The sequence below is a fragment of the Pseudomonas sp. C9 genome (genome assembly GCF_002000165.1).
Taxonomy (GTDB): domain Bacteria; phylum Pseudomonadota; class Gammaproteobacteria; order Pseudomonadales; family Pseudomonadaceae; genus Aquipseudomonas.
The window spans coordinates 2,776,469-2,798,414 of the sequence record NZ_MPAK01000001.1; the positions used below are offsets into that span (position 1 = coordinate 2,776,469).

The following is a 21,946-nucleotide window of genomic DNA, read 5'->3' on the forward strand; positions in this document are numbered from 1 at the left end:
TTAGCTCACTCAAAGACGCACTTGTCCTTCGTATACGCGTACTGCCGGGCCGGTCATCATGACCGGTTGGCCAGGGCCTGCCCATTCAATGGACAAGCGCCCGCCAGGCAGATCGATCAATAGCGGCGAATCCATCCACCCCTGGCTGATCGCGGCCACTGCGGCTGCGCAGGCACCGGTTCCACAGGCCTGGGTTTCCCCGGCGCCGCGTTCCCAGACGCGCAACTGCGCGCGGCTGCGGTCGATGACCTGGAGAAAACCGACATTGACCCGCGCCGGAAAGCGCGGGTGATGTTCGATTTTCGGCCCCAGTTCATGCACCGGTGCATTGTTGACGTCGCTGACCCGCAGCACGGCATGGGGGTTGCCCATGGACACGGCGGCCAGTTCGACTGCACTGCCATCGACGTCGACCTGGTAGTTCAGCGCCTGTTCCGGGGCGACAAACGGGATGTCGGCCGGCACCAGGCGTGGTGCGCCCATGTTGACGCTGATCTGGCCGTCGCTGCGCACATCGAGCGCGATGATGCCGCTTTTGGTTTCGACGCGAATCAGCCGTTTTGCAGTCAGGCGTTTGTCGAGCACGAAGCGGGCGAAACAGCGCGCACCGTTGCCGCACTGTTCCACTTCAGAGCCATCGGAGTTGAAGATCCGATAACGGAAATCCACATCCGGGTTGCTCGGCGCTTCGACGATCAGCAACTGGTCAAAACCGATGCCGGTGTGCCGATCGCCCCAAAGCTTGGCGTGCTTGGGCAGAATATGCGCGTGCTGGCTGACCAGGTCGAGGACCATGAAGTCGTTGCCCAGGCCGTGCATCTTGGTAAAACGCAGCAGCATGGGGTTACTCCGGCAGCAGGCTTTCGCCAGCAAACAACTCGGCTACCGTCTCACGGCGACGCACTTCAACTGCCTGATCACCGTCCACCAACACTTCAGCGGCACGGCCGCGGGTGTTGTAGTTGGAACTCATGACAAACCCATAGGCGCCGGCCGAATGCACAGCCAGCAGGTCGCCTTCTTCCAGGGCCAACTGACGATCCTTGGCCAGGAAGTCGCCGGTTTCGCAAATCGGGCCGACGATGTCGTAGGCACGAGGCGCAGTATCGCGAGGGCGCACGGCGGTCACGTCCATCCAGGCCTGGTACAGCGCCGGGCGGATCAAGTCGTTCATGGCGGCATCGACGATAGCGAAGTCTTTGTGTTCGGTGTGCTTGAGGTACTCGACCTGTGTCAGCAGCACGCCGGCGTTGGCCACGATGAAGCGGCCAGGCTCGAACACCAGCGCCAGATCACGACCGTCGAGACGCTCGCGCACGGCTTTGATGTAGTCGCCGGCCAATGGCGGTTCTTCGTCGCGATAACGCACGCCCAAACCACCACCGAGATCGATGTGGCGCAGGTAGATGCCGCAATCGCCGAGGCGATCGACCAGGCCCAGCAGGCGGTCGAGGGCATCGATGAACGGTGGCAGGGTGGTCAGTTGCGAACCGATGTGGCAATCGACACCGACGATTTCCAGGTTCGGCAACTGAGCGGCGCGGATGTACACGTCTTCGGCGTCAGCAATGGCGATGCCGAACTTGTTCTCTTTGAGACCGGTGGAAATATACGGGTGGGTGCCCGCATCGACGTCCGGGTTCACCCGCAGCGAGATCGGTGCGCGAACGCCCAGTTCGGCGGCGACCACTTGCAGACGCTCCAGCTCATCGGTGGATTCGACGTTGAAGCAGTGCACGCCGACTTCCAGGGCGCGACGCATGTCGTCACGGGTCTTGCCGACACCGGAGAACACGATCTTGTCGGCACTGCCGCCAGCGGCCAGAACACGTTCCAGTTCACCACGGGAGACGATGTCGAAACCGGCGCCCAAACGCGCCAGGACATTCAGCACGCCCAGGTTGGAGTTGGCCTTGACCGCAAAGCAGACCAGGTGCGGCATGCCCGCCAGCGCATCGGCGTAAGCCAGATATTGAGCTTCGATGTGCGCGCGAGAGTAGACGTAGGTCGGTGTGCCGAAACGTTGGGCGATGGCAGACAGCGCCACACCTTCCGCGAACAGCTCTCCGCCACGGTAATTAAAAGCGTCCATGGCGTTCCCTTATTGGTAGACGTCGTGCTTGTGTGCTTTGGAGGCAGGCTGCTGTTGCGAGGACTTGGCCTGTTCGACAGGGTCCTGGTCTTCGTCTGGCAGATACAGCGGGCCTTTTTGACCACAGGCCGACACAAGGCAGGCAACCGCGACGAGCGCAGCAAGGGAAGAGATCAGGCGCTTCATGGCGAAATCCTTGAAAATGCGTTAATTGCGCCGGAGTATACCGGCCACCCGGCAGCTTGCCTATGCGATGGGGCTCCCGTCCGGCGGGGCTTGGCTGATGCCGGCGGGCCAGGTGCAATCCTTGTGGGAGCAGGCTTGCCCGCGAAAGCGGTGGTCTGGTCAACAAAGATTTTGAATGGGCCAGCCCCTTCGCGGGCAAGCCCGCTCCCACAGGTACAGCGTTTGATGTACCTATGTCGGCCCTTGATCGTTATCCTTTGCAATCACCGGGGCTCGCCCGTATCTTGCGGCGCTTGAGCGTGAACAGACACTTTTTGAGGTTGCCGCAATGAGTTTGACTGAAGCCCGTTTCCACGATCTGGTCGATGCCACCCAGCAGACGCTGGAAGATATTTTCGACGAGAGTGGCCTGGATATTGATCTGGAAAGCTCGGCCGGTGTGCTGACCGTGAAGTTCGAAAACGGCAGCCAGTTGATCTTCAGCCGTCAGGAGCCCCTGCGTCAGCTGTGGCTGGCGGCGGTCTCCGGTGGTTTCCACTTCGACTACGACGAAGAGAGCGAGCGCTGGATGTGCGACAAGAGCGAAGAACAGTTGGGCGAAATGCTCGAGCGCATCGTCAAGCAGCAAGCTGACGTCGAACTCGATTTCGAAGGCCTGTGAAATCGTGACCCAGCCTGCGCCCGTTCGTCCGCCCAAACCGCTCTACAGCAATGTCAGCCCGGCGGTGCCTTCGCCGTGCAGCGGTGTCTGTCGGCTGGATGAGCAGAAGGTCTGCCTTGGGTGTTTTCGCCATGTCGAAGACATCCGCGAGTGGCGCTCGGCGGATGATGAACGTCGACGGGTTATCTGCGCCCAAGCCTCACAGCGCAAGACCGCCACCTGAAGCCTTCAAGCGACCTGTAGCAGCTGGCGAAGCCTGCGTTCGGCTGCGTAGCCGTCGTAAAACCTGAATGCTCGTTACTCCTGATACACCCTATCGCCTGATTCCACGACTGCTACGCAGCCGAACGCAGGCTTCGCCAGCGGCTACAAAAGTGTGTCGTCGCCCCTGACTTGTATATTTATTGAGCTGTGATAGTGTCCAGAAACGCCTCAACCCATCGAGGCTCGTGAAAACCCCGCCTTTTTCTGGCGGGGTTTTGCTTTTTCTGTGCAGAAGAAAGGAGTCTGCCTTAATCATGACCGCACCTTCCATCACCCTTACCCGTCTGGACGTCCAACGTCTGGAGCGCCTGATCGACAGCCTGGATGACACGCTGCCAGGCGTCATCGCGCTGCAAACCGAACTGGATCGCGCCGATACCCTGGTTGGTCACGATGAAGTGCCCGCCGATGTCGTGACCATGAATTCCCGTGTGCACTGCCGTGAAGAAAGCAGTGGCAAGGACTATCACCTGACCTTGGTTTACCCCAAGGATGCCAATGCCGACGAAGGCCGGATTTCCATTCTGGCGCCGGTGGGCAGTGCTTTGCTCGGTCTGAAAGTCGGTCAGCACATCGACTGGCCAGCGCCGGGCGGCAAGACCCTCAAACTGACGTTGCTGGAAGTTGAATCCCAGCCTGCCAATGGCGGCGACTTCCCGGAATAACGCCCCTCAGACCTGTTCGAGTGCCTCGTTCAACGAGCGCTCCAGGTCAGCCTTGTAGCGCAGGTACAAATTGCTTGAATTCTGTTCGTCACCGGGCAGGCTCGAAAGGTCCAGGTCGGTGATGTAGCAGCGATAGCGTTCGGTTTCGCGACGCTGCTCGACGATTTCTTGTGCAACTACGCTGAACAGTTGGTCGCCATGTTCCAGTTCTGAAAACTCTCGTTGATTGCAATACAACGTCACCTGCACCTTTCCCGGTGCGGCTTTGCCGATGATCGCCTGGACGTCGTAGAACGGTTTGTTGACCGGCGTTTGCGGCGCGGGCCGCGCTTCGACCCGACGCGCTCGTCCGGGGCCGGAAGGCAGCAGTTGGTAATACAAGGTGTCGAGGCTCAGGGGCTGGGCCGCGTCCATCGGCAACAAGGCATCGCGTCGGTACTGAATCGATTGCAGGAAGCGTTGCAGTGGCACCAGCAGGCTTTGTTCATCGTGATAAGGCAAGCGTTGTTGCCACAGCGCATTGAATTCATCGAGGACATACAAGTCGGCCTGGTCTTCGTTGATTCGGTAGAACACCTGGATGCACTCGGGTTGCCCCATCGGCAGAAGCAGTGCCAGGTCGTGGTCTTCCAGTGCCATCGGGTCCAGGTGCAGCGGGCTGTACGCTATCAGTTCCTCGCCCAGGTAATCGATCAGTGCCGGCAAGGTGGCGAGGGCAACGTGATTGACCTGGCCGGGCACCAGCTCAAGCACGTGGTAGTGCTGCTGGACCTGAATCAGGTAACGGTGATTGAGATTGCTCAATAACAGGTTTTGCGCTGTATCGAGGACCTCTTCGACGCGTCGCGCAATGAACTGCGCGCGGTTGTGGCAGAAACAGCGAACCCGCAATCGAGGCTGCGCCAACCCGCTTGGAAGGTTGTTGAGGTAAGCGCGCAGGCAATCGAGCAGGGCGTGAGGGCCGTCGTAGCGGCTGACCAGCACTTCGTTCCAGCTGTTGAGCGTGACCTGGTCCAGCGTCAGCACCAGGTTTTCGCGCACCCCGGCGTAGCTCAACGAGTCGGTGCGCTCGGTGGTCATCAGAATGTTCAGATCGCGATGATGCTTGAGCGGGTCGACGCCAACGTTCACCAGAATCAACACCTCGCTCGGTACGCTGGCACGCAGCAACGGCTCCTCTGCAACGGTGGCCAAGGGGAGCGCAATGCTCTGTTGCAGGCTACCGAGCAGGTTGAACAGTTCGAACTCGCTCAAGTCGCTGGCGCCAGGGTGCAGGGCGAGCCGCGTGCTGCTGTCGATCACGCCATTGCGGTGGCACCAGGTGAGTAATTCAAGCAATTGCCGGCTGCGCTTTATCGGCGCGAAATGCTCCCACTCTTGAGCGGTCAGGCTGCCGTTGTACAAACCCCACTGGGTTTGCCCCGGCTCTTTCTTGTTGGGCGCCTGCACCAGTGTCAGGGTGTCTTCGGCCAGGTCCGGGGCGATGCCCGGGTTGATGAACTCGACCTTGTCGGCCTTGCGCTCGAAGGCCGCGTACAGTCGCCGACCCAGCACGTTGAGGTCGCGCTTGTTGATCAGGCTGACGGTTTGTTCGCTACGGGCGAACTGGGTCAGGAAGCGGTAGCTGTAGTTCAGTTCGTTGACCAGGGCACGGCGTTCAGCGCTGACCTGGCGGACTTTCCACTGGCTGCGGCTATCAAGCAGCGCCAGTTGCCGTTGATCCCAGCCCCATTCTTGAGCCAGACGCTCCAGCAGTGAACGCTGCCAGCTCTGAGCGCGGCTGCTGCCGGTGAGTTTGCGATTGACCTTCAGGTACAGGGCGCGCCGCACCAATTCCAGCCGTTCCGGTTCGCCCCGGGCCGTGAGGTATTCCTCGATGCGCCGGTAGACCACGATATAAGGGTCCAGCTCGTCGAGGTCCAGTTGATTGGCGAACACGGCTTGTTTGAAACGCAGGCTCAGGCAATGAACCTTGGGGTGTTCGCTGGCGTAGACCTCGGTCAGTAGCAGCTTGAGCACGGACTTGTAGGGGGACTCGATGCCCTTGAACAACTGCCAGAGGCCGGCGCCGATGAATTCGCCGGGCGGAATGTAGGCCAAATGCCCGAGGTCCAGGCTTTCGTCGGCGCGGATGAAGCGTTTGGACAAGAGGGTGTGGGTGTAGCGGTCGTAGGCGGACTCTTCGTAGACCGGCACCAGCCACCAGATTGGCGTACGGCCAGCCAGCCAGATCGCCGTGCGGTAGAACTCGTCCAGCAGCAAGTAGTGCTGGGTGGTGCCGCAGTCTTCGGAGCTCAACTGGGTATCGCGCTCGCCGAGCACGAAGCGCGTCGGGTCGATCAGGAAAAAATGCGCCTCGGCGCCCAGGCTCGTGGCCCAGACCTCCAGCAGTTGGCACTTTTTGCGCAGCTCCGCGAGTTCGCTTTCGCTGAGGTCCGGCGCATGGCACACCCAGACGTCCATGTCGCTCTGATCGGCTTGAGCCAGCGTGCCAAGGCTGCCCATCAGGAACAGACCGTGGATCGGTCGCGGCGGGTTGCTGCCATGGCGCGGCTTGTAAGAAAACGAGCGGGTCAGGCGTTGGGCTTCAGCGAGGGCATTGGCGTCGGGCTCGAAGTTCGACAGCCCGGCTGGCGTGCTGCCGGACACATACCCGGGCAACAACGGATGATTCACGTGGAAAAACAGCGGCAGCAGCGTCAGCACGGTTTGCTGGCGGGTCGACAACCCCTCCATGGCACGGGCCATGCGACCTTCATTGAGTTTTAGAAAGCGTGCGCGCAGTTGGCTCAGAACCTTGCGGTCGATTCCCTCGTCCAGATCGGGGCGTATTTCATGGTTGCGGGTCATGTCGGCTCAAACCGGCTCGCGAGGCTCGGACGTGGGGTCGGCGGATGAGGGGCAGTTTAGCGCCTCGGGCCTGGCACTTTTAAGCTGATTTTGGATTTTGACGTCAGATTTATATCGCGGGTTGATGGCGGCTCAGCAAGTTTGCCCGCGGAAATCCCGTCGCAGGGGTTTCCGTGGGCGATGCGGTGATCTTCAGGCTGTTTCTGCGACACTCAGAATGGTCAGTACTGTTTGCACATTTTGTGCGGCATCACGCCCCAGGCTGGTCAGGTAACCGCCGTCGGGCTGGTCGATCAGTTCCTTTTCATGCAGGCGTTTGGCGGCGGCGATGTGTTTCGGGGCAGCGGTCTGATGAATTTTCAAACCTTCCTGGGAACTGTCCAGGTTGAAGAGTGCGAGGACTTCCAGTTCGGCAACCAACTCAGGGGTAAGCGACATAAGGACTCCAGACTTTCTAGGAATTGGACGACAGCGCCCCTAAGGTGAGCCCACTTGTGCGGCATGTCCAGTGCTCGCGACAGGGATTTTTCGCCTCGGGAAGCATTCCCCGGCAGGAGGTGCGGCAGCGGGGTGCTGTAGGAGCAAGGCTTGCCCGCGATTGCCGCGCCGCGACCTGTCAGACGGATCGTGCCATCGTTCATCGCGGGCAAGCCTTGCTCCTACCGGTTTCTGACTTACTTCTTTTCCGGCGGCAGTTCTGGTAGCGCGCGCAGTGCCGTTTCGTACCATTCTGTGTTGAACGCGCGGTCTTCTTCGAGGATCGCGTCGATTTCTACCGCTAAAACGTGGGCCATCAGGTTGAGGATTTCTTCCCGCTCGTAACCCACCAGGGTCAACTTGTTGAACGTTGCCTTGGCTGCAGGCGGGTTATCGCTTTCGATCTGGTTTTCGATGGCTTCGATCAGGGTGTTTTCGGTGAACTCTTCTTCGTCGTTATCGATGTCTGTCGGCTCGCTCATGGCAGGCTCCTCAAGTTAAGGCGGCCAGTTTACCTGCATTCAGCGCTGTGATGCTGCTGGCAAGAATCGCTGCGACGTTCTATAAAACAGGACTGCCAACCCCGCACGGCCTGGAGGCTTTGTGATGCTCAAGCTTTATGGATTTTCCGTCAGCAACTACTACAACATGGTCAAACTGGCGCTGCTCGAGAAGGGACTGCCGTTCGAAGAAGTGGCGTTTTATGGCGGTACTACCCCGCAAGCACTGGCCATCAGCCCGCGCGGTAAAGTGCCGGTGCTGCACACCGAGCACGGTTTTATCAATGAAACCGCGGTGATTCTCGAATACATCGAGCAGAGCCAGCAAGGCACGCCGCTGCTGCCAAGCGATCCTTTCGAGCGTGCGCAAACCCTGGCGCTGGCCAAGGAAATCGAGCTGTACATCGAGTTGCCGGCGCGCATGTGCTACGGCGAGGCGTTTTTTGGCGTGCAGATACCAGAGGCGATCAAGGAGCGGACCAAAGCCGAGCTGTTGCTGGGTTTTGCCTCGTTGGCCCGGCACGGCAAATTCGCCCCGTATGTGGCGGGCGACAGCTTGAGCGTGGCGGATTTGTATTTCCTTTATAGCGTGCCGCTGGCCAGTGCCGTGGGGCAGAAGCTGTTTGGTATCGATCTGTTGGCAGAAATGCCGGAGGCAAAAGCGCTGTTGCAGCGGCTTGAGCAGAATCCGCATGTGCAGAAGATTGCAGCGGACAAGGAAGCGGCAATGCCGGCGTTTTTGGCGATGGTCGCGGCCAAGAAGTGAGTTTTTAGTGCTCTGAAGTCAGTCATCGCGAGCAGGCTTACTCCTACAATGGAATGCGTTCCCCTGTAGGAGTGAGCCTGCTCCGGGCGGCGCTCCGACGATGCTTTTAGCGGCTAGCCAGAAGTGCCTGACCGCGCGCAACAGCGGCCTTTACCTGCGCCGGTGCAGTGCCGCCGATATGGTTGCGAGCGTTCACCGAACCTTCCAGCGTCAACACCGCAAATACGTCCTGATCGATCTGGTCGCTGAATTTACGCAGCTCTTCCAGGCTCATTTCCGCCAGATCCTTACCGCTTTCCACGCCATACTTCACGGCGTGGCCAACGATTTCGTGGCAGTCGCGGAACGGCAGGCCACGGCGTACCAGGTAGTCAGCCAGGTCGGTGGCAGTGGAGAAACCGCGCAACGCTGCTTCGCGCATCATTGCGTGCTTGGGTTTGATGGCCGGGATCATGTCGGCAAAGGCGCGCAACGAATCGCGCAGGGTATCGGCGGCATCGAACAGCGGCTCTTTGTCTTCCTGGTTGTCCTTGTTGTAGGCCAGCGGCTGGCCCTTCATCAAGGTCAGCAGGCCCATCAGAGCGCCGAAGACGCGGCCGGACTTGCCACGAACCAGTTCCGGTACGTCAGGGTTTTTCTTTTGCGGCATGATCGAACTGCCAGTGCAGAAGCGGTCCGGCAGATCAATGAACTGGAACTGCGCGCTGGTCCACAGCACCAGCTCTTCGGAGAAACGCGACAAGTGCATCATCGCGATGCTTGCCGCCGAGCAGAACTCGATGGCGAAGTCACGATCGGACACGTTGTCCAGCGAGTTGCCGCCGACGGCGTCGAAGCCCAGCAGCTGCGCGGTGTATTCGCGGTCGATCGGGTAGGTGGTGCCAGCCAGCGCGGCGCTGCCCAATGGCATGCGGTTGGTGCGCTTGCGGCAGTCGACCAGGCGCTCGTAGTCGCGGCTGAGCATTTCGAACCAGGCCAGCATGTGGTGCCCGAAGGTCACTGGCTGCGCGGTTTGCAGGTGAGTGAAGCCCGGCATGATGCTGCCTGCCTCGCGCTCGGCCTGTTCCAGCAAGCCTTTTTGCAGGCGGGTGATTTCGGCGAGGATCAGATCGATCTCGTCACGCAGCCACAGGCGGATGTCGGTGGCGACCTGGTCGTTACGACTACGGCCGGTGTGCAGTTTCTTGCCGGTGACGCCGATGCGGTCGGTCAGGCGTGCCTCGATGTTCATGTGCACGTCTTCGAGGTCGATGCGCCAGTCGAACTGGCCGGCCTCGATTTCGCCCTGAATGGTGTTCAGGCCATCGATGATGCTGTCGCGCTCGGCATCGGTCAGCACGCCGACCTTGGCCAGCATGGTGGCGTGGGCGATCGAGCCCATGATGTCGTGGCGATACAGGCGCTGGTCGAAAGTGACGGAGGCGGTGAAGCGGGCGACGAAGGCGTCGACGGGTTCACTGAAGCGGCCGCCCCAGGACTGATTGGTCTTGTCAGTGCTCATGAATTCGCTCGTATCGGCTGGAGAAAAGTGACGTTGAAAGCTGTCGCGGATAATAACAGGGTTGCCAATCCTGTCGCTGACACTGGTCGATACGTTTTTTCTTATACCTCGGTCCATACTCAAGGTGAAAGTTTGGAAAATTGCGCAACGATATTTTTCAATTGAGCAATAACGTCCCGGCAACCGTCTACAGTTGGACAGTAGGAACTGCGCACTTCTCGGTGCGGCCACTGACTATAAGAAGAGGGGGTGTTCATATTGTGTATCGGAAAACCCACGGCGATATCTCGCCAACGCGGGCCAGAGCCTCCAGTCACGCGGCAGTTGAAAATTTAGCCGCCGATCTCGCGGCACTTTTTGGCCCTCGCGCTAGTCTTAGCGTGGATCGCGGTGACGGACGTCACTTCACCTGTCTACGCTATCCTTGTGCGAGACTCACGCAGGAATCCAGCGCAATATGAATGTCCTGATCGTTGATGACGAACCCCTGGCCCGCGAGCGCCTGAGCCGAATGGTCGGTGAACTCGAGGGATACAGTGTCCTGGAGCCTAGCGCCACGAACGGCGAAGAGGCGTTGGCACTGATCGACAGCCACAAACCGGATATCGTGTTGCTCGATATCCGCATGCCAGGCCTTGATGGCCTGCAAGTGGCTGCGCGGTTGTGCGAACGCGAAACTCCGCCCGCTGTGGTGTTTTGTGCAGGACCCGATGAATTTGCCGTGGAAGCCTTACAGGCCAGCGCCGTAGGCTATGTGGTGAAACCCGTGCGTACTGAACATCTTCACGAAGCATTAAAGAAAGCCGAGCGCCCCAATCGCCTCCAGCTCGCCGCCCTGACTCGCCCCGCCGCCGAAAGTGGCAGCGGTCCCCGCAGTCATATCAGCGCGCGAACCCGCAAAGGCATCGAGCTGATCCCGTTGGATCAGGTGGTCTACTTCATTGCCGATCACAAATACGTGACCCTGCGCCACGAAGGTGGCGAGGTGTTGCTGGATGAACCGCTCAAGGCCCTTGAGGATGAGTTCGGCGACCGATTCGTGCGTATTCACCGCAACGCTCTGGTCGCCCGCGAACGTATCGAGCGCTTGCAACGCACGCCTCTGGGGCATTTCCAGCTGTTTCTCAAAGGCCTGAACGGTGATGCATTGATCGTCAGTCGGCGCCATGTGGCCGGCGTGCGCAAAATGATGCAGCAGCTTTAACTCGCCGTTCGCAGGCGGGTTGCATCGCTGATTGCGGACAATCCCGGGCCAGGGAGGCCACGCAGTATCTGATACAAGTCAAAGTGGATTTGGCTGAGCTGTTATTATCCGCCGTATCTATTTCAGTACGGATTGATCCATGTCCTCTCGCGAAATCCGCATCGCCACCCGCAAAAGCGCCCTGGCCCTATGGCAGGCCGAATACGTCAAAGCCCGTCTGGAAGAGGCCCATCCTGGCCTGCTCGTGACGTTGGTGCCCATGGTCAGTCGCGGCGACAAGTTGCTGGACTCTCCGCTGTCGAAAATCGGCGGCAAGGGTTTGTTCGTCAAAGAACTGGAAACCGCGCTGCTGGAAAATGAAGCCGACATCGCTGTGCACTCCATGAAAGACGTGCCGATGGACTTCCCCGAAGGGCTCGGCCTGTTTTGCATCTGTGAGCGCGAAGACCCTCGCGATGCTTTCGTCTCAAACACGTACGCCAGCCTGGATGAATTGCCCCCGGGCAGTATCGTCGGCACGTCCAGCCTGCGCCGTCAGGCCCAGTTGCTCACCCGTCGTCCGGACCTGGAAATCCGTTTCCTGCGTGGCAACGTCAATACGCGCCTGGCCAAGCTCGATGCCGGTGAATACGACGCCATCATCCTTGCCGCGGCGGGCTTGATTCGCCTGGGCTTCGAAGACCGTATTACGTCGGCGATCAGCGTCGACGACAGCTTGCCTGCTGGTGGACAAGGCGCAGTCGGTATCGAATGCCGCACAGCCGACAGCGAAATTCACACCTTGCTGGCACCGTTGCACCATCAGGACACCGCCACTCGCGTGACGGCCGAACGTGCCCTCAACAAACACTTGAACGGCGGCTGCCAGGTCCCCATCGCCTGCTATGCCGTGCTTGAAGGTGAGCAGGTCTGGTTGCGTGGCCTGGTCGGAGATCCGAACGGTGGCCTGTTGCTCAGCGCCGAGGGCCGTGCGCCACGTGCAGATGCCGAAACCCTGGGTGTGAAAGTCGCCGAGGATCTTCTGAGTCAGGGCGCCAACGACATTCTGAAAGCGGTCTACGGCGAGGCAGGTCACGAGTGACAGGTTGGCGCCTGCTGCTGACGCGCCCTGCGGATGAGTCAGCGGCGCTGGGCCGTGCGTTGGCCGAAGCGGGGATTTTCAGCAGCTGCTTGCCGCTTTTGGAAATCGGTCCGATTGCTGTCTCTGACACCATGCGCGAGGTGATCCGGAAACTGGATCGCTTCAGCGCGGTAATTGTCGTCAGCAAACCGGCTGCCAGAATCGGCGTCGACCTGCTCGGCCAATTCTGGCCTCGGCCACCGTCACTGAAGTGGTTCAGCGTAGGCGCAGCCACCGCACAGATCCTCGATGAAAGTGGTCTGGATGTGAGCTTCCCGGCCGAGGGTGACGACAGTGAAGCCTTGCTTGAACTTGCTACTTTGCGCGAGGCTATTGCCGGGCCTGAACCGCGGGTGCTGATCATGCGCGGGGAGGGTGGTCGCGAGCTACTGGCTGAGCGTTTGCGCGAGCTTGGTGCTAGTGTCGAGTATCTGGAGTTGTACCGTCGCAGATTGCCTGAATACCCGGCTGCGGAGCTGGTCGAGCGGGTCCGGGCGGAACGCTTGAACGGGCTGGTGGTCAGCAGTGGGCAAGGTTTTGAGCACCTGCATCAACTGGCCGGCGATGCCTGGCCACAGTTGGCGCGGTTGCCGTTGTTTGTTCCAAGCCCCAGGGTCGCCGAGCTGGCACGCGCTACCGGGGCCCAAACAGTTGTGGATTGTCGCGGCGCCAGTGCCGCGGCTTTGCTGGCGGCGTTGCGGGAGCATCCCGAACCCGTTCTCTAATGCAAAGGATGGATACGTGAGCGAAACTGCCTTGCCTAAAGATGACGACCAGCCAGTGCGTGATGCACAGGTTGAAACTCCGGTTGAAACGGCGCCACCTGCTGACGTGCAGCGCCGAGGCAATGGGCTGGCAATCGTCGCACTGCTGCTGGGTGCTGCCGGGGTCGCCGTGGGCGGTTGGGGTGTCTGGCAGGTGCGTCACCTGCAAGCCAATAACCAGCAACAACTGGCTCAGGTGCAGGCGCTGAACGATCAGGCGCAAAGCCTCAAGCTCAACGAGCAGCGCATTACTGCACGGCTGGAGCAGTTGCCTGCCGTCGATGAGCTGGAAGCGCGCAGCCGCCTGGTGACGCAGTTGCAGGGCGATCAACAACGCCTGAACCAGCGACTTGAAACCATCCTCGGTGCCAGCCGCAAAGATTGGCGCCTGGCCGAGGCCGAGCATTTGCTGCGTCTGGCCAGCCTGCGACTCTCGGCATTGCAAGACATCAGCAGCGCCCAGGCGTTGGTGCAGGGTGCCGACGATATTCTTCGTGAACAGAACGATCCGGGCTCTTTTGCCGCTCGCGAGCAAGTGGCCAAAACCCTGGTGGCGTTGCGCAGCACCGAGCAACCGGATCGCACCGGGTTGTTCCTGAGACTGGGCGCTTTGCGTGATCAGGTGATTGACCTCACCGAACTGGCGCCCGAGTACAAGGACCGGGGTGAATCACTGCTGGGCCTGACCGCCGATGGTGACGGTGCCAGTCGCTGGGCGCAGTGGTGGGATCAGATCTCCCGCTACATCCGCATCGACTTCAATGCTGACAAAAATGTGCGTCCATTGTTGGCCGGGCAGAGCCTGAGCCAGGTGCGCCTGGCCCTGAGCCTGGCGCTGGAGCAGGCGCAATGGGCCGCGCTCAATGGTCAGGCTGCGGTTTACACCCAGGCGCTGGCGGAAGCGCGGGATGTGTTGACCGGCAACTTCAATCCGGACAACCCCCAGAGCAAAGTGATGCTTGAGCAGGTTGGCGAGTTGAGCACACAACGGGTCACCGTGGTGACGCCGGACCTGACCGGCACGCTGAGCGCGGTTCAGGGGTATCTGGAGCGGCGTAACGTCAACGCCGAGGACTCGATCAAGCCGATGGCTAAGCCTGCCGCAGGTACCGCTCAGGAAGCAACGCCATGAAACGTCTCTATGTGATCGTGTTCCTGGTGATCGCCGCGGCTGCCGCGCTAGGGTTGGCGATTGCCGAACATGCCGGTTACGTGCTGATTGCCTACAAAAGTTTTCGTTATGAATCGAGCCTGTGGGCGACGCTGGCGTTGGTCGCGGTCCTGTGGCTGCTGTTTTGGGGCATCAAGGTGCTGGTTGAGCTGGTGATGACGTCCAGTGGCGTGGTCAATCCCTGGTCGAACCGAAATCGCAGTCGCCGCGTGCAAGTGGCGATAGAACACGGTCAGCTGGATTTGGCGGAAGGTCGCTGGGCAAGTGCGCAGCGTCATTTGCAACGGGCTGCGGAGGCCGAACGCCAACCGCTGCTTTACTACCTCGGCGCGGCTCGCGCCGCGAACGAACAAGGTCACTACGAAGAAAGCGACAATCTGCTGGAGCGTGCACTAGAGCGCCAGCCGCAGGCCGAACTGGCGATCGCCTTGAACCATGCACAATTGCAGACTGACCGGGGCGATACCGACGGTGCGCTTGCGGCCCTTCAAGCCATGCATGAGCGTCATCCGCACAACGCGCAGATGCTGCGACAGCTACAGCGTCTGCTTCAGCAGCGTGGCGACTGGTCGGCGGTGATTCGCCTGTTGCCCGAGCTGCGCAAGGATAAAGTCCTGCCGCCCGCTGAACTGGCTGAACTGGAGCGTCGTGCGTGGGGTGAAAACCTGTCCCTGGCGGCGCATCGGGAAGACGATGGCAAGGTTGGTCTGCAATCGCTCAACCGCGCCTGGCAGCAGCTCACTTCGGCTCAGCGTCAGGAACCTCAGCTGGTGCTGGCGTATGCCGAGCAATTGCGGCAGCTGGGCGCGCAGGTCGAAGCGGAAGAGGTTTTGCGCACGACCCTCAAACGTAAATACGACAGTCATCTGGCGCGTCTTTACGGACTGGTTCGCGGCAGCGATCCGGCTCGGCAGTTGCAAACGGCTGAGGGCTGGCTCAAGGATCATCCGGCCGACCCAAGCCTGTTGCTGACACTGGGTCGCTTGTGTCTGCAAAACAGCCTGTGGGGCAAGGCGCGTGATTACCTGGAAAGCAGCCTGCGGGTTCAGCGTAACCCGGAAGCCTGCGCGGAACTGGCGCGGCTACTGGCACAGCTCGGTGACACGCAACGCAGTAATCAGCTGTTTCAGGAAGGCCTGGGCATGCTCGATGAGCGCCTGCTGGCAGCACCGCTGCCGACGTTGGCTCACGCTTGAAGTCTTGGGCAAGGGTCGCTCGAAAGGGCGATCCGCATGCTCAAAATTCTTCTGGTGTTTGGCTTTGTAGTCTTTGATCGGCCTTGTCCTACATGGGACTACACCAATTCCTCTCGACGCCGTCGGGAATTCCCTACGCTTCTGGTGAAGTGTCCGTGCAGACCTGCCTTGAAAGGCCGGCGCGCTTTCCTCTACCGTAACCACCTGTCTCTATTGGTACGGAAATGCCATGTCTTTGGCCTGCTCACGCTCCTTGTTTTTCATGGTTTTCATTACAGGCTCCCTGGCCTTGGGCGTTTCCTATTACCTGGAATATGCGGTCGGACTCAAACCCTGCGGCTTGTGCCTTTTGCAACGGCTTTGCCTGGCGTTGCTAACGGGTATCAGCCTGGCAGCCTCGGTGCTGGGGCCTGGGCGCTTTGGATCGTTCCTGTATTGGTTGTCCGGATTTTTCTGCAGCCTCGTGGGCACAGCTACGGCGTGGCGGCAGATTTTGCGGCAAAGTGATCCGGCGCATCAGCTAACGACGTGCTCGTCCAGCCTGGAGACGATGTACCAAAGCCTGCCCTGGGTATGCCGGGTCACGCAGATGTTTAAAGGGGAGGGCGATTGTGACGAGATTTCCTGGACGTTGTTCGATCTGAGCATTCCGGAATGGAGCCTGCTGCTCTTTGTCGCGATGACGATTCTGGGGAGCTATCAGTTGCTTCGCATCGTCTGGCTTGCGTGTGAACGACCGCTCAGCGGCAAGTCGTCGCACCGGGTGCGGATGGGCGATTAAACACTTGTATGAACTTTATCGCCTGCGTACCTTGAAGCCACAGTCGCGCGGGCATAATCTGGCCCGCACGTGTCATTGGAATTATGTTGCTCGATGACGCTCTGCCTGACCGCCCACTGACGTAACAAGAGGCGAGCAGGCATAGAGCAGCTGACCCACAAGGGAAGAGAGATCACCATGCTCGAAAGTTGTCAGAATGCTCAGGAACGCTGGGGCGGAGTGCACCTGCTGATCGATCGTTGGTTGCAGGAGCGTCACGAACTGGTTCGGGCCTATGATGCTCTCGGCGCCAAGCCTGAGGCTCTGGGCGAGAATCGCAAGCCGTTGCAGGAATTCTGCGGCGTGCTGGTCGATTATGTGTCGGCGGGGCATTTCGAGATCTACGAACAGCTCACAGGTGAAGCCAAGGCATTTGGCGACACGCGTGGTCTGGAGCTGGCCGAGACTATTTACCCGCGCATCGACGTCATCACCGAGAAGCTGCTGGCGTTCAACGACCTGTGCGATGAAGGCAAATGCGTCGCGGAGAAATTCAAGGAGTTGGGTGGCCTGTTGCACGAACGCTTCGAGCTGGAAGATTGCTTGATCGAAGTGCTGCATACCGCTCACAAGGAAGAGGATTCGGTTCAGGCCTGAACCTATTCCCGCAGGCTAAAAACGGTGCGCTATGCGCGCCGTTTTTTGTGCCTGCGATTCAGCTGGTGGCGCCGCGCAATTCGACTTCAAATACCAGCGGCGTGAACGGTGCGATCAGGTCGCCGGCACCGTCCGCGCCGTAAGCCTGGGACGATGGAATCACCAGGCGCCATTTCGCACCGACGGGCATGTTTTGCAGTGCACTGCGCCAACCGCTGATGACGCTGTCGAGACTGAACCACTGTGGCGAACTGTTCTGATCGAACACGGTGCCATCGGGCAGGCGTCCGATATACAAAACCTGCACCTTGCCGTTAGGGCCAGCCTTGGCTCCCGTGCCGGGAGTCAGCTCCGTCAGCAACACGCCATCAGCCAATTCCCGAACACCCGGCTTGGCTTTTTCTTCGGTGAGAAAGCGCTGCTCTTTTTCGAGTGCGGCCTCGCTTTGCGGGAGGGCGGGTTGCTCGGCGAGTTGGGCTTCATGCTCGGCCAGGATCTGGTCGATCTGTTCGCCTTTCAATGCCAGCGGCTTGCCTTGATACGCTTGTTGCAGACCTTCCAGCAGTGCCTGAAGTTGCAAATCCGGAACCTCCTGGCGAAGGCGTTCGCCCAGGCTCGCGCCGAGGCTGTAAGCAAGATCGTGAGCGTTTTTTGCGGCGGTTTTTTCGTCGGCTTGAGCCACCGAAAAAATCACGCACAGCGATAAAAAAAGGTAGCGCGACATGGGCACTCTCCGACCTGGGATGCGGTGGATTATGCCAGTGTGATTGCGCAGAAAGGTGAACTGGTTTTGCGCAAGCGCAGAAGATTTTCGATTCGTTGCAACGCAGCGCTTTGGATACTGTCAACATGCCCTAGCGGCGGTAGCAGCAGAGGTCTAGTATGAGCCGCACCCACGTCAGCCAGGAGGTAAACCATGTCGGCCACCAAGAAGCCTGTAAATACCCCGTTGCACTTACTCCAACAACTCTCGGGCAGCCTGCTCGAGCATCTGGAAAACGCTTGTTCCCAAGCCTTGGCTGATGCTGAAAAACTGCTCGCCAAACTGGAAAAGCAGCGCGGAAAAGCGCAAGAGAAACTGCACAAATCCCGTACCAAATTGCAGGACGCTGCGTCGGCCGGCAAGGCCAAGGCACAAGCCAAAGCCAAGGACGCAGTGAAAGAGCTTGAGGAGTTGCTCGATGCCCTCAAGGATCGTCAGTCGGAAACTCGCGGCTACATTCTGCAACTCAAGCGTGATGCTCAGGAAAGCCTGAAATTGGCCCAGGGCGTCGGTCGCGTTCAAGAGGCTGTCAGCAAGGCGTTGTCCCTGCGTGCAGCCAAGCCTGCTGCGGCACCTGCCAAGAAAGCCGCTGCCAAACCCGCTGCTGCAAAAGCACCGGCCAAGCCTGCTGCCAAACCCGCCGCCAAAGCGCCGGTGAAAGCCGCAGCCAAACCTGCCGCCAAACCGGCGGTGAAAAAACCAGTCGCTGCCAGCGCTGCGAAGCCTGCCGCAAAACCAGCGGCGAGAACTGCAGCCGCCAAACCAGCCGCCGCGAGAACCGCCGCTGCCAAACCGGCTGCCAAAGCGCCTGCCGCCAAACCTGCTGTGGCAAGAACTGCAGTAGCCAAGCCAGCAGCCAAGCCAGCCGCTAAACCGGCTGTTAAAACTGCTGCTGCGAAACCGGCCGCTAAACCTGCCGTGGCCAAAACCGCTGCCGCGAAACCAGCCGCAAAACCGGCAGTAAAAACCGCAGCAAAACCTGCCGCTAAAATTGCGGCCAAACCTGCTGCCGCCAAGCCAGCCGCTGCCGCGAAACCAGCAGCCAAGCCAGCCGCCGCCAAACCAGCTGTTGCCAAGCCTGTTGCAAAACCAGCGGCCAAGCCTGCTGCAGTCAAGCCAGCCGCAAAACCCGTCGCTGCCAAACCAGTCGCCGCTGCCAAACCGACCCCTGCGCCCGCTGCCAAGCCAGTGACGCCAGCGCCAGTTGCATCGACTGCACCCGCCGCAACCACCTCGACAACCACGCCTGCGCCAACGCCAGCCGCACTGTCGAACTCCAGCACCAACCCAACCAGCGCTTCCTAAGTGCCGGTTACCGCGACGCGCAGCTCAAGCAGCGCGTCGCGGTCCAGGTTGGCGGCGCCTGCCGCCATACCTTCCAGCCAGGCCGTTAGATCGGTCGCCTCATTCTGCGGCCAGCTCTGCGCCGATCGCTCCAGTCGCAACAACAGATGTCGCTCGGCTTCCAGTTCCAGTGCCTGCACTTGCTCGCGCAATTTTTTCAGCTCGGAGTCCTTCGTTGCGACGGCTTTCCAGCGCATGCGCAATGCGCGCAACGGTTGCACGACATCCCCATCCCAAGGTTCCGCCACCGCGCGCAGCCTCTTGATTCGATGCTCGTTGCAGGCGACGCCACGCTCCCCCAGCCACAATCCACAGAGCAGCAAACACACATTCACGCCGGCCGACTGCAGTTGCAGGCACGCGTGTTCAACGCCGGGACGGGCGTAAGTCGTCAGGGAAAAGCTCCACAGGTCAGAGGACATAGTGCTACTCGCGCCAGTTGCGAGCGAAGCTGGTAGACTCCGCCGCCATTATGATTCGACTTCAGAACCTGACTTTACAGCGTGGCCCTCAACGTCTGCTAGAAGACGCCGAGCTGACCCTGCACGCCGGCCACAAAGCCGGCCTCATCGGTGCCAACGGCGCCGGCAAATCGAGCCTGTTCGCCTTGCTTCGGGGCGAACTGCACCCGGACTCGGGTGATTGCTTCCTGCCGGCCGACTGGCGCATCGCCCACATGCGCCAGGAAGTCGATACGCTCGAACGCCTGGCGGTCGACTACGTGCTCGATGGCGACCTGCGCCTGCGCCAGGTGCAACGCGACCTCGCCGCAGCCGAAGCGGCGCATGACGGTGCCGCTCAGGCCCGCCTGCACGCGGAACTCGACAGCGCCGACGGTTACACCGCCGATGCCCGGGCCCGCAAGTTGCTGGCCGGCCTTGGATTCACCAACGAGCAGATGGATCGCCAGGTAGGAGATTTCTCTGGTGGTTGGAGGATGCGTCTGAACCTGGCGCAAGCTTTGATGTGCCCCTCGGACTTGTTGCTACTCGACGAACCGACCAACCACTTGGACCTCGACGCCATCATCTGGCTCGAAGAGTGGCTCAAAAGCTACCCCGGCACTTTGATGCTGATTTCCCACGACCGGGACTTCCTCGATGCCGTGGTCGATCACGTGGCTCACGTCGATCAACGCAAGATCACCCTGTACCGCGGTGGTTATAGCGCCTTCGAACGCGCCCGCGCCGAACGTCTGGCCCAGCAGCAGCAGGCCTACGAGAAGCAGCAGGCGCAACGTGCGCACATGGAAAGCTACATCGCCCGCTTCAAGGCCCAGGCCACCAAGGCCCGTCAGGCCCAGAGCCGGATCAAGGCGCTGGAACGGATGGAAGAACTGTCCGCCGCCCATGTCGATTCACCGTTCGATTTCGTTTTCCGCGAATCACAGAAAATCTCCAGCCCGCTGATCGATCTGTCCGATGCCCGGCTGGGTTATGGCGACAAAGCCGTGCTGGAGAAGGTCAAGCTGCAACTGACCCCCGGTGCGCGGATCGGTTTGCTTGGCCCGAACGGTGCCGGTAAATCGACCCTGATCAAAAACCTGGCCGGTGAACTCGAGCCGTTGTCCGGCCGACTGACCCGTGGCGAGAACACCGTCGTCGGCTACTTCGCCCAGCATCAGCTGGACTCACTCGACTCCAAGGCCAGCCCGTTGCTGCACTTGCAGCGCCTGGCTCCGACCGAGCGCGAGCAGACCCTGCGCGACTTCCTTGGCGGTTTCGACTTCCGTGGTGCACGCATCGATGAGCCGGTGCTGAACTTCTCCGGGGGCGAGAAGGCCCGGCTGGCACTGGCGTTGATCGCCTGGGGCCGACCGAACCTGTTGCTGCTCGATGAGCCAACCAACCACCTGGACCTGGAAATGCGCCTGGCGCTGACCATGGCTCTGCAGGAGTTCAGTGGCGCGGTACTGGTGGTCTCCCATGATCGCCATTTGCTCAAAAGCACCACAGACAATTTCTATCTGGTGGCGGACGGCAAGGTCGAGGAGTTCGACGGCGACCTGGAAGACTACACCCGTTGGCTGGTCGACTATCGCCAGCGCAATGCGCCGGTCAGCAACACGCCGGTCAACCCGGACAAAACCGACAAGAAGGCCCAGCGTCAGGCCGCTGCTGCGTTGCGTCAGCAACTGGCGCCGCACAAGCGTGAGGCCGACAAGCTGGAAGCCGAGCTTGGCAAACTGCACGAGAAACTGGCGAAGATTGATGCCAGCCTGGGTGACAGCGACATCTACGAGCCGGCGCGCAAGAACGACTTGCGCGATCTGCTGGCCGAACAGGCCAGGTTGAAGGTGCGCGAAGCCGAACTGGAAGAAGCCTGGATGGAAGCGCTTGAACTGCTGGAAAGCATGCAGGCCGAGCTGGAGGCGCTGTCTTGATGGAGGCGTTCAAGCTGCCGTTGCCGGCAGTCTGGATCGAGCCCCTCTGGCTGGTCGTGCAAATCCTGCTGATTCTGCTGGCTGGCTATTTCACCCAGCGCTTCGTTGCCAAAGGCCTGACCCGACTGGGCGAGCGCTATCCGTTTCCGCCGCAGTTGCTGATGCCGCTACGCGGTGGATTGCGCTGGCTGATCATGGGCAGTGCGCTGATTTTCGTGCTGGAGCGCCTCGGGGTGTCGGCCACGGTTCTGTGGACCGCGCTGTCGGGCTTCGTTGCGGTGGCGGCAGTGGCGTTTTTCGCCATGTGGAGTGTGCTCTCCAACCTGCTGTGCGCGATCCTGATTTTCACCGTCGGCCCGTTTCGCCTCGGCGACGTGGTCGAGTTGGTGGACACCACCGACAAGCCCGGCGTCAAAGGCCGGGTAGTGGCGATCAATCTGCTTTACACCACGCTGATCGAAGCGGAAGAACTTGGCACCGGCAGTGCCATGGTTCAAGTGCCCAACAGCCTGTTCTTCCAGCGCTCGGTTCGACGCTGGCGCGGTACGGATGTATTCCCCTCGAGCGGTTTCGAAAAATAGCCGGGATGCCGACCACGCTGGTCGGCAGCCGCAATATCCTG

At 60.4% G+C, this 21,946-nt stretch carries 23 protein-coding genes and 1 pseudogene; 15 read left to right on the top strand and 9 right to left on the bottom strand.

Features of this window, described 5'->3' with window-relative positions; translation table 11 throughout:
* Positions 1–9 precede the first annotated feature (9 nt).
* Genes dapF through BMS17_RS12950 form a run of 3 tightly spaced genes read right to left on the bottom strand, consistent with a single transcriptional unit; the run spans position 10 to position 2,278 of the window.
* Entirely contained in the window at positions 10–840 is an 831-nt protein-coding gene (dapF, locus tag BMS17_RS12940; protein ID WP_077431047.1) for a diaminopimelate epimerase, read from the bottom strand.
* A gap of 4 nt (positions 841–844) precedes the next feature.
* Complete coding sequence (lysA, locus tag BMS17_RS12945) at positions 845–2,092, bottom strand: diaminopimelate decarboxylase (protein ID WP_077431048.1); 1,248 nt, start codon at positions 2,090–2,092, stop codon at positions 845–847.
* Positions 2,093–2,101: 9 nt separating this feature from the next.
* Positions 2,102–2,278, bottom strand: a complete 177-nt coding sequence (locus BMS17_RS12950) for a lipoprotein (protein WP_046032220.1) — start codon at positions 2,276–2,278, stop codon at positions 2,102–2,104.
* 328 nt (positions 2,279–2,606) lie between these two features.
* Between BMS17_RS12950 and cyaY the strand changes: the two genes are divergently transcribed.
* The 3 genes from cyaY to rnk all read left to right on the top strand — a co-directional run bounded on the left by cyaY (position 2,607) and on the right by rnk (position 3,868).
* Positions 2,607–2,939, top strand: a complete 333-nt coding sequence (cyaY, locus tag BMS17_RS12955) for an iron donor protein CyaY (protein WP_046032221.1) — start codon at positions 2,607–2,609, stop codon at positions 2,937–2,939.
* A gap of 4 nt (positions 2,940–2,943) precedes the next feature.
* Positions 2,944–3,162: a DUF1289 domain-containing protein gene (locus tag BMS17_RS12960; protein WP_077431049.1), complete on the top strand. Its 219-nt coding sequence runs from the start codon at positions 2,944–2,946 to the stop codon at positions 3,160–3,162.
* 295 nt (positions 3,163–3,457) lie between these two features.
* A complete protein-coding gene (gene rnk / locus BMS17_RS12970) occupies positions 3,458–3,868 on the top strand; it encodes a nucleoside diphosphate kinase regulator (protein ID WP_046032222.1) in 411 nt (136 codons plus the stop codon).
* A gap of 6 nt (positions 3,869–3,874) precedes the next feature.
* Here the strand turns inward: rnk and BMS17_RS12975 are convergent, their stop codons facing one another.
* The 3 genes from BMS17_RS12975 to BMS17_RS12985 all read right to left on the bottom strand — a co-directional run bounded on the left by BMS17_RS12975 (position 3,875) and on the right by BMS17_RS12985 (position 7,677).
* On the bottom strand, positions 3,875–6,718 hold the full coding sequence (locus BMS17_RS12975; RefSeq protein WP_077431051.1) for a class I adenylate cyclase: 2,844 nt from the start codon (positions 6,716–6,718) through the stop codon (positions 3,875–3,877).
* Between the two features lie 192 nt (positions 6,719–6,910).
* A complete protein-coding gene (locus tag BMS17_RS12980; RefSeq protein WP_077431052.1) occupies positions 6,911–7,156 on the bottom strand; it encodes a TIGR02647 family protein in 246 nt (81 codons plus the stop codon).
* A 236-nt stretch (positions 7,157–7,392) separates the two neighbouring features.
* Positions 7,393–7,677, bottom strand: coding sequence for a hypothetical protein (locus tag BMS17_RS12985; RefSeq protein ID WP_046032224.1), 285 nt, complete (start codon positions 7,675–7,677; stop codon positions 7,393–7,395).
* Positions 7,678–7,801: 124 nt separating this feature from the next.
* Between BMS17_RS12985 and BMS17_RS12990 the strand changes: the two genes are divergently transcribed.
* Entirely contained in the window at positions 7,802–8,461 is a 660-nt protein-coding gene (locus BMS17_RS12990) for a glutathione S-transferase (protein ID WP_046032225.1), read from the top strand.
* A 106-nt stretch (positions 8,462–8,567) separates the two neighbouring features.
* Here BMS17_RS12990 and argH read toward each other — a convergent pair whose 3' ends face one another.
* On the bottom strand, positions 8,568–9,962 hold the full coding sequence (gene argH / locus BMS17_RS12995) for an argininosuccinate lyase (RefSeq protein ID WP_046032226.1): 1,395 nt from the start codon (positions 9,960–9,962) through the stop codon (positions 8,568–8,570).
* Positions 9,963–10,297: 335 nt separating this feature from the next.
* Here argH and BMS17_RS30930 point away from each other — a divergent pair.
* From BMS17_RS30930 to BMS17_RS13030, 8 genes and pseudogenes are all read left to right on the top strand, one after another.
* Positions 10,298–10,423: pseudogene (locus BMS17_RS30930) on the top strand (sensor histidine kinase); the annotation flags it as partial.
* A complete protein-coding gene (locus tag BMS17_RS13000) occupies positions 10,420–11,166 on the top strand; it encodes a LytTR family DNA-binding domain-containing protein (RefSeq protein WP_046032227.1) in 747 nt (248 codons plus the stop codon). The pseudogene BMS17_RS30930 and the gene BMS17_RS13000, both read left to right, overlap by 4 nt.
* Positions 11,167–11,305: 139 nt before the next feature.
* On the top strand, positions 11,306–12,247 hold the full coding sequence (hemC, locus tag BMS17_RS13005) for a hydroxymethylbilane synthase (protein WP_046032228.1): 942 nt from the start codon (positions 11,306–11,308) through the stop codon (positions 12,245–12,247).
* Positions 12,244–13,011, top strand: coding sequence for a uroporphyrinogen-III synthase (locus BMS17_RS13010; RefSeq protein ID WP_077431053.1), 768 nt, complete (start codon positions 12,244–12,246; stop codon positions 13,009–13,011). The genes hemC and BMS17_RS13010 overlap by 4 nt, the downstream gene beginning before the upstream one ends.
* 16 nt (positions 13,012–13,027) lie before the next feature.
* A complete protein-coding gene (locus BMS17_RS13015) occupies positions 13,028–14,182 on the top strand; it encodes a uroporphyrinogen-III C-methyltransferase (RefSeq protein ID WP_046032230.1) in 1,155 nt (384 codons plus the stop codon).
* The gene (locus tag BMS17_RS13020) at positions 14,179–15,417 is read left to right on the top strand and encodes a heme biosynthesis protein HemY (protein ID WP_046032231.1); all 1,239 of its coding nucleotides are present in this window, start codon (positions 14,179–14,181) and stop codon (positions 15,415–15,417) included. The genes BMS17_RS13015 and BMS17_RS13020 overlap by 4 nt, the downstream gene beginning before the upstream one ends.
* Positions 15,418–15,646: 229 nt before the next feature.
* The gene (locus BMS17_RS13025; protein WP_046032232.1) at positions 15,647–16,198 is read left to right on the top strand and encodes a disulfide bond formation protein B; all 552 of its coding nucleotides are present in this window, start codon (positions 15,647–15,649) and stop codon (positions 16,196–16,198) included.
* Between the two features lie 177 nt (positions 16,199–16,375).
* Positions 16,376–16,834: an Rsd/AlgQ family anti-sigma factor gene (locus BMS17_RS13030; RefSeq protein WP_046032233.1), complete on the top strand. Its 459-nt coding sequence runs from the start codon at positions 16,376–16,378 to the stop codon at positions 16,832–16,834.
* A 58-nt stretch (positions 16,835–16,892) separates the two neighbouring features.
* On the opposite strand, the gene BMS17_RS13035 is transcribed toward BMS17_RS13030, so the two are convergent.
* Complete coding sequence (locus BMS17_RS13035; RefSeq protein ID WP_077431054.1) at positions 16,893–17,558, bottom strand: FKBP-type peptidyl-prolyl cis-trans isomerase; 666 nt, start codon at positions 17,556–17,558, stop codon at positions 16,893–16,895.
* Between the two features lie 192 nt (positions 17,559–17,750).
* Between BMS17_RS13035 and BMS17_RS13040 the strand changes: the two genes are divergently transcribed.
* Positions 17,751–18,902, top strand: coding sequence for an AlgP family protein (locus BMS17_RS13040; protein WP_077431055.1), 1,152 nt, complete (start codon positions 17,751–17,753; stop codon positions 18,900–18,902).
* On the opposite strand, the gene BMS17_RS13045 is transcribed toward BMS17_RS13040, so the two are convergent.
* Positions 18,899–19,363, bottom strand: coding sequence for a TIGR02444 family protein (locus tag BMS17_RS13045; RefSeq protein WP_046032236.1), 465 nt, complete (start codon positions 19,361–19,363; stop codon positions 18,899–18,901). The two genes, BMS17_RS13040 and BMS17_RS13045, sit on opposite strands and share 4 nt — an antisense overlap.
* A gap of 50 nt (positions 19,364–19,413) precedes the next feature.
* Between BMS17_RS13045 and BMS17_RS13050 the strand changes: the two genes are divergently transcribed.
* Positions 19,414–21,324, top strand: coding sequence for an ATP-binding cassette domain-containing protein (locus tag BMS17_RS13050; protein ID WP_077431056.1), 1,911 nt, complete (start codon positions 19,414–19,416; stop codon positions 21,322–21,324).
* Positions 21,324–21,905, top strand: a complete 582-nt coding sequence (locus BMS17_RS13055; protein WP_077431057.1) for a mechanosensitive ion channel family protein — start codon at positions 21,324–21,326, stop codon at positions 21,903–21,905. Before BMS17_RS13050 ends, BMS17_RS13055 begins: the two co-directional genes overlap by 1 nt.
* The last annotated feature ends 41 nt before the right edge of the window (positions 21,906–21,946 follow it).